General features: G+C 48.6%; 6 protein-coding genes. All 6 read right to left on the bottom strand.

Annotated features, from left to right (window positions below; genetic code table 11):
- Positions 1-221 precede the first annotated feature (221 nt).
- Positions 222-995, bottom strand: coding sequence for a prephenate dehydrogenase (locus DWU89_RS20030; RefSeq protein WP_115501395.1), 774 nt, complete (start codon positions 993-995; stop codon positions 222-224).
- A gap of 111 nt (positions 996-1,106) precedes the next feature.
- Positions 1,107-2,174, bottom strand: coding sequence for a bifunctional 3-deoxy-7-phosphoheptulonate synthase/chorismate mutase type II (locus tag DWU89_RS20025; protein ID WP_167451729.1), 1,068 nt, complete (start codon positions 2,172-2,174; stop codon positions 1,107-1,109).
- Between the two features lie 43 nt (positions 2,175-2,217).
- Complete coding sequence (locus DWU89_RS20020; protein ID WP_115501394.1) at positions 2,218-3,399, bottom strand: pyridoxal phosphate-dependent aminotransferase; 1,182 nt, start codon at positions 3,397-3,399, stop codon at positions 2,218-2,220.
- Entirely contained in the window at positions 3,374-4,219 is an 846-nt protein-coding gene (locus tag DWU89_RS20015) for a prephenate dehydratase (protein WP_115501393.1), read from the bottom strand. The genes DWU89_RS20020 and DWU89_RS20015 overlap by 26 nt, the downstream gene beginning before the upstream one ends.
- Positions 4,220-4,520: 301 nt before the next feature.
- Positions 4,521-5,642 (bottom strand): AAA family ATPase, encoded by a 1,122-nt coding sequence (locus DWU89_RS20010; RefSeq protein ID WP_115501392.1) that lies wholly within the window; start codon positions 5,640-5,642, stop codon positions 4,521-4,523.
- A 125-nt stretch (positions 5,643-5,767) separates the two neighbouring features.
- Positions 5,768-6,694 (bottom strand): hydrogen peroxide-inducible genes activator, encoded by a 927-nt coding sequence (locus tag DWU89_RS20005; protein ID WP_115501391.1) that lies wholly within the window; start codon positions 6,692-6,694, stop codon positions 5,768-5,770.
- Positions 6,695-7,114: the final 420 nt, after the last annotated feature.

Here is a 7,114-nt window from a genome sequence, read left to right as displayed (position 1 = left end):
GGGCAAAAGTATCACTAACTACCCGAACTGCCATAAAAACCCGTGGGACAATTCGTGGGACAAATGCAGGAAAGAGGGGGATTATGAGTTAAGAATTATGAATTATGGGGGAAACTTGTCCCCGCGCTTGACGCGGGGCCGCAAAAGAACAGGCCTTGTCAATAATTCTTATACGGCCTGCTCTCATGCGATCCCGCGTCGGGGCGCGGGAACAGGAAGTGTTATTCTATATTCTGGCGGATCTTGGTCAGGTATTCCTTCATCCCGGCCGAATCTTTGTCTTTGATGATGTCTTGCAGGATGTTCAGTTCCTCCTGGATGCGGGCGATCTGTTTCGGCGTGCGGGGGTTGAAGAGGATTTCCGTTAACAGGTAATCGTCTTCCGAGAGCAGGCCGCGCGCGATCTTCATGTGTCGCTTGAAGGTCGTACCCGGGGCGTCCTGGTGCTTCATCGTGGCGGCAAAGACCATCGTAGAGGCGAACGGGATGCCGAGCGAGTAGGCGACGACCTTGTCGTGCTCCTCAAACGTGTATTCGCAGATGTGCAGGCGCAGGCTGGCGTAAACATCTTTAAAGAAGATTTTTCCCAAGTGGTCGCCTTCGGAGATGATGATCGTGTTCTCTTTCTCCAACTGTCCGAGGTTGGCAAACGTCGGGCCGAACATCGGGTGGGTGGAGACGTACGGGAAGCCGCAGGTCTCGTAAAACTCCTTCAGGTAGGTCTTGACGGATGCGATGTCCGAGATGATACAATAGGGTTGGAGGTAGGGCATGATGCTCTTGAACGCCTCGATCGTATAGCTCAACGTGACGCAGTTAATCACCAGTTCGGGGTTGAAATCGGCCACTTCCTCCGGTTTCTGGAGGCGCAGGGCATTATAGATGAAACGCATCCGTTTCGGATCGCTCTCCAATACAGCCACCTCGTGTTCAAAGCTCAGCAAGTCGGTGAAGAAAGAACCCATCTTTCCGGCACCTAATATCAGTATCTTCATTATTAATAATTATTTAATGTGCTAATATGCCAATGTGCCAATGGAAATATAAGAATCGCTACATTTAGCAAAGCGCCACATTGGCATATTGGCAAATTGGCACATTATTATTCATTCATTCATTATAATCATCTGCTGGCGGACCGACTCTTCGTGTATCTCTTTCAGCATCTCCTTGACAAAGTCCGGGTTCAGGTCCATCTGTTCGCCCATGTTGGAGCGCTTTTCGAGGATTTCGCTGTAGCGGGGAGATTGCAGGATGGGCATGTTGTGCTCCTTCTTATACACCCCGATTTCACGGGAGATGCGCATACGTTTGGCGAGCAGTTCGAGCAGCTGTTCGTCGATGCCGTCGATCTGGCGGCGCAGTTCGGCGAGGTTCTCGGTTGTCTGGTTGGAGTCGCGGATGACGAGGAGGTTCAGCACGTAATCCAGCACATCCGGTGTGATCTGCTGTGAAGCGTCGCTCCATGCACAGTCCGGGTTGCAGTGCGATTCGATGATGAGGCCGTCGAAGCTCAGGTCCATCGCCTGCTGGCAGAGCGGGGCGACCAATTCGCGCTTTCCGCCGATATGGCTCGGGTCGCAGAAGATCGGCAGTTCCGGCATACGGCGGCGCAGCTCGATAGGGATATGCCAGAGCGGGAGGTTGCGGTACATCTTCTTGTCGTATGAGCTGAAACCGCGGTGGATGGCACCTAAGCGACGGATGCCTGCTCCGTAGAGGCGTTCGAAAGCGCCGATCCACAGTTCGAGGTCGGGGTTGACCGGGTTCTTGATCAGGACAGGGACATCCACACCTTTCAGGGCGTCGGCTATTTCCTGTACGGCGAACGGGTTGACGGTCGTACGGGCGCCGATCCACAGGACGTCGATACCGGCTTTCAGGGCTTCGAAGACGTGGTCTTTCGTGGCCACTTCGGTTGCGACGTACATGCCGGTTTCCTTCTTTACGCGTTTCAGCCATTGCAGGCCTTCTGCACCGATTCCTTCGAATCCACCCGGTTTGGTACGGGGTTTCCAGATGCCTGCGCGGAACAGCTTGATGCCTTTGTCGGCAATGCCTTTGGCTGTTTCCATTACTTGTTCTTCTGTTTCCGCACTACACGGACCGGCTATTACGACAGGACGTTGCGGGTCTATACCGGGTAACATGATCGATTCTAATTGCATTTCCATATGAATAATGATTTAATTTGTCAATATGCCAATGTGCCAATACTTATAAGTTCTTTATTCTCTCGAGCGCTTCTTTCAGCGTCTCGTTTTTACAGCAGAGCGAGATGCGGATGTAGCGTTCGCCCTGGCTGCCGAAGATGAATCCCGGGGTGAGGAATACATTCGCCTCGTAGAGTACTTTGTCGGCTATCGCTTCGCTGCCTTTTGCATCGGCGGGTATTTTCCCCCAGAGGAACATGCCGACTTGCTTTTCGTCGTATTCGCATCCTAATGTGTGCATGATCTGTCCGGCGAGGTCGCGGCGGCTGCGGTAGACCTTGTTCATGTTGTCGTACCATTCTTTCGGGGCGGCGAGGGCTTCGACGGCTGCGTGCTGCATGGGCTTGAACTGTCCGGAGTCGATATTGCTCTTTACCTTCAGTATCCACTGCACGAATTGGGCGTTGGAGGCAAGCATGGCCATACGCCAGCCCGGCATGTTGTGCGCCTTGCTCATGGAGTTCATCTCGATACAGATGTCTTTGGCTCCCGGGACGGCGAGGATGCTCAACGGATGCTCGTTCAGGATGAAGCTGTACGGGTTGTCGTTGCAGATGATGATGCCGTGCTTCTTTCCGAAGGCGACCAGCTTTTCATACAGTTCCATACTGGCGTTGGCGCCTGTCGGCATATTCGGGTAATTGGTCCACATCAGTTTGACGTTCGACAGGTCCAGCTTCTCCAATTCCTCGAAGTCTGGCTGCCAGCCTAACTCTTCTTTTAGCTCGTAGGGGATGAGATTTGCTTCCACTAACTTGCTCACCGAACTGTAGGTCGGATAGCCCGGATTGGGGACCAGTACGCCGTCGCCGGGGTTCAGGAAGGCCAGCGAGATGTGCAGGATTCCTTCTTTGGAGCCGATCAGCGGCTGTATCTCTGTCTTCGCATCGAGGCTGACGTTGTACCATTTCTGATACCAGTCGGCGAACGCTTTGCGCAGTTCCGGAATACCTACATACGGCTGGTAGCCGTGTTCGTTCGGCTGACGGGCATGTTCACACAAAGTCTCGATGGTCCGTTCCGAAGGAGGGAGGTCGGGACTGCCTACGCCGAGGTTGATGACGTTCTTGCCTGCGGCATTCATTTCGGCTACTTCTTTCAGTTTCCTGGAAAAGTAGTATTCCTGTACGCTACCTACACGGTTAGCGGGTGTAACGGTTTTACACACTTTGTTTTCCTTCTGCATATTCGCCTAATATTTTTAAGTCTTTTGTCAACGGTCTGATAGCATCCAATGCCTGTCTGTAGCGCAGGTAATCCGTAAAGGTCAGATTGATATAAAACAGATATTCCCATTCGCGGCCAATGATCGGCAAGGATTGTATTTTAGAGAGATTCATGTCGTAGAAAGAGAGGACGGAAAGAACTTTGGAGAGGCTGCCGGCAGTGTGGGGGAGGGCGAAAACGACGGATGCTTTATTTCTGTCTTCACCTTTAAGCATCTCGTCCGCCGTCCATCGGTCGGCTATTGCCAGGAAGCGGGTGAAGTTTCGCTTGTTGGTCTCGATTCCTTCGGCAAGGACTTCCATGTTGTAGATCTGGGCAGCCAGTTTCCCGCAGATGGCGGCGTGCCCTTTCAGTTGGTTTTCCGAAATCCACCGGGCGCTCATGGCGGTATCTTCCTTCTCGACCACTTTCGCATTGGGCAGCGTGTCGAGGAAGTCGGTACACTGCATCAGGGCGATCGGGTGCGAGTTGACCTCTTTGATGTCGTGGATGTTGGTTCCCGGAAGTGCAACCAGTGAATGGGAGATACGCAGTTTGTATTCGCCGATAATCTGCAAGCCGCTTTCACGGATCAGTTCATGGTTCTGCAGCAGGCTACCTGCAATCGTATTTTCGATCGCCATCATTCCCAGAACGGAAGGATCTTTCTTAATGGTCGAAATGACTTCTCTGAATGTATTACAACCGATAATGTCTATTTCTTCACCTTCGAAGTAATTGCGGGCGGCTATGTCGTGATACGAACCGGCTATTCCCTGGATTGCTACTTTCTTTTTCATCTTCTTTCTGTTTTATAATTTCATCTGTTGAATCTTTGCTATTGTATGGACCAAAAAAAAGTCCCACCGAAACCGGCAGGACTTTATATTGTTCCATTGATACATATATTTTCTCATCAACGCTCTACATACAAACTCCTGCCTTCACTCTGCTAAAGTAAAAGTAATAAAAGTAATATGTAAAGCTAAATCGATTCATTTTGTCTCTTTGTTTTTAAATACGCAGCAAAAGTAACGCTTTTTTGGAAACTACAAGCAAAAAGTGATATTTTTTTTCGCTGCATCCGAAATATTTATTCCGTCAGGGCTGTCTGCTTAACCAGATAGACATGAACCGGTCGTATATCATGTATCCTTGTGTAGACTTGTAGACAATCTCTTTATCAATCAGTTTTGCTAATGCCGTGTTCACGCTGCTGGCGGCTTTCAGCTTGTATTTCGAGATGAATTTTCCGGAATTTATTTCGGCTACGGTTCCCTCTTTAGCTATCGCTTTCATTAATTTGGCCGCCACTCCGGAATAAGCTGCTATCAAGTTCTGGTATCCATAGATACCTTCGTCCGTCAGTTCCTGTATGGCGCGATTGGTGAATGTCTTATCTGTTATATCTGTGCCATAACCGTATAATCTGTTTAGCAGTGCCTGCATATACCAGGTATGCCCTTCAAACTCATCATACATATAATAGAACGTGTCACTGTCGAATTTCCGGTTTGCCTCTTGGAAGAAATGACGGGTAAAATCGTAGTACTCTTCCTTACGGATTGCTTCTATTGTGACTATCTGCGTACTTTGGTAGAAAGGCCTTTTGGCCGAAAGAAACATCTCCTGCATGATGTGTTGTTTACTTCCGGCAAAGATAAAGCGGGCATTGGGTACAAATTGGATATAAGAACGTAGCAGGGCTTCGACTCCTTTTTCCGGATATTCGGCAATCTGCTGAAATTCATCGATGGCTATGACACATCGTTTATCACTTGCAGCGATGTAATCAAAAATTTCCCGTAATGTAGCCTCTTCTTTATTGGGTGAAATTTCGATAGAGACCTGTGGCTGTCCTGTTATTTCATCGAATGTCAGAACCGGATGGCAGCTTTTTAGAAAATTACTGACTTTTCCGATCAATTTCTGTACGTTCGAGTCTAATGCTTCTAATACGGAAATGGCAAAAAGATGCACGAATTCGTTCAGGTTCTGGGTTGAAAAGATGTCCATATATACAGGGACTATCTCGTTTTTCTTCTCCAGATGATAGAATACATTTTTAATTAGCCCTGTTTTCCCCATGCGGCGAGGGGCAATCAAGGTAATGTTCCGCTCGTTTTGCAGTGCATTGGTGATTGTTTCTGTTTCGTTTTGCCTGTCGCAAAAGTATTCAGGACTGTGATATCCGGCTATCAGAAATGGATTATTTAGTTTCATATCAGTGTCTTATTGTTATTACGCAATCAACGTTACGCAAATAACGTAATAAATTGCCGGCTTTCCAAATTCTGAAGGTTAATAAACTAAGATATCCACGTTCTCTTCTGAAAAGAGGGTGGTTTTCAGACCACCCTTAGCCCTGCTTGCAGGGTGCGCATCTCTTTCGGGACGCATTTCTTGATGCTTTCGATCAGGATACCGGCAATTGTGTGACGGATAAAGTCTTTGCGGGTTACCCAGACGATTTCGCGGGCCGGACGGGGGATTGCGAACGGACGCAGCAGTTCCTTTTGTTGGTCGCTTAATTGATAGGTCGCTAATTCCGGGATGAATGTAATGCCGTTGCCGCTTTCCACCATGCGCATAAAGGTTTCCAGGCTTCCTAAACGGTAAGCTGCCTGGCGGAGTTTTACCTTTTCCATCTGGCAGAAGCGCATCAGCTGATCGCGGAAGCAATGTCCTTCATCCAGCAGCCAGAGGCGTTCGTCGCTGATGTCGGCGGAGCGGACCATGTCTTTCTTAAAGACGCTTTCATTGCGGGCGACATAAGCATAGAACTGCTCATAGTATAAGATATCTCCCTGAAGCTGCATCTCTGTCGGTGAATTGGCAATAATAGCCGCATCTATTTCACCATTGAGCAAGGCTTTCATGGTCGGAGCCGTCTGCATTTCCAGAATACGGATATCCAGGTCGGGATGTTTCTCCGATATCTGCTGGAAGAAACGGGGAAGCAGGTAAGGGGCGATAGTCGGCAGCACGGCAAGGCGGAATGTGCCTTTTAGGGACTGCTCTTCTTCGTTTACAATATCTTTGATCAATGATGTCTGATAAAGGACGACACGTGCCTGGTCGATTACTTTGCGGCCGGCTGGGGTAGGACAGACCGGCTGGATGTTGCGGTCGAACAGCTTGACTCCCAGCTCGTCTTCCAGTTTCTGTATCATCATGCTTAATGTCGGTTGGGTTACGCGGCAGTGCTCGGCTGCCTTGGCAAAATGACGGTAAGTATCTACGGCCAGAATGTATTCGAGTTGTTGTATATTCATACGCTTTATTTGTTGTTATTGTTTTTGTCGATATAATTTCTACGAAGGTAGAAAAAAATAATGGAATGTGATGTTTTTATAAATGTTGAAAATGAACTTCTATCCCCTCCGCTTTCAGGCAATGTGAAATAAACGAACGTTTCGATAACTTCGCGTTGGCAGGCGGCTTGATTAAAGGGGAGCATAAAGGCGATAATTTTCAACTCTTGACTTTCAACTATCCGGTGGACTTATTGTATAAAACGCATTTTTCAGTTCCAAAAGACATTCAAAACAAAACAAATGTTAATCCGCTTTTTTGACCTCAAAAAGGGGCTTTTTCCGATTTTTTGGGCGTTTTCAACAATTATGACCGTCCTCTTTGCCATTACGACCGTGCTAATGTGTAGTGCACTCGGCACCTCGCGAAGATTAGGACGG

It is taken from the genome of Parabacteroides acidifaciens (assembly GCF_003363715.1).
Lineage (GTDB): Bacteria > Bacteroidota > Bacteroidia > Bacteroidales > Tannerellaceae > Parabacteroides > Parabacteroides acidifaciens.
Note: the sequence above shows the minus strand (reverse complement) of the source record. Positions and strands in the feature narration are given on the sequence as shown.

Coding starts and splice junctions, on each gene's coding strand:
- DWU89_RS20015 (WP_115501393.1), bottom strand. CDS start 4,219: ATGAAAAAGAAAGTAGCAATCCAGGGAATAGCCGGTTCGTATCACGAC.
- DWU89_RS20030 (WP_115501395.1), bottom strand. CDS start 995: ATGAAGATACTGATATTAGGTGCCGGAAAGATGGGTTCTTTCTTCACC.
- DWU89_RS20010 (WP_115501392.1), bottom strand. CDS start 5,642: ATGAAACTAAATAATCCATTTCTGATAGCCGGATATCACAGTCCTGAA.
- DWU89_RS20005 (WP_115501391.1), bottom strand. CDS start 6,694: ATGAATATACAACAACTCGAATACATTCTGGCCGTAGATACTTACCGT.
- DWU89_RS20025 (WP_167451729.1), bottom strand. CDS start 2,174: ATGGAAATGCAATTAGAATCGATCATGTTACCCGGTATAGACCCGCAA.
- DWU89_RS20020 (WP_115501394.1), bottom strand. CDS start 3,399: ATGCAGAAGGAAAACAAAGTGTGTAAAACCGTTACACCCGCTAACCGT.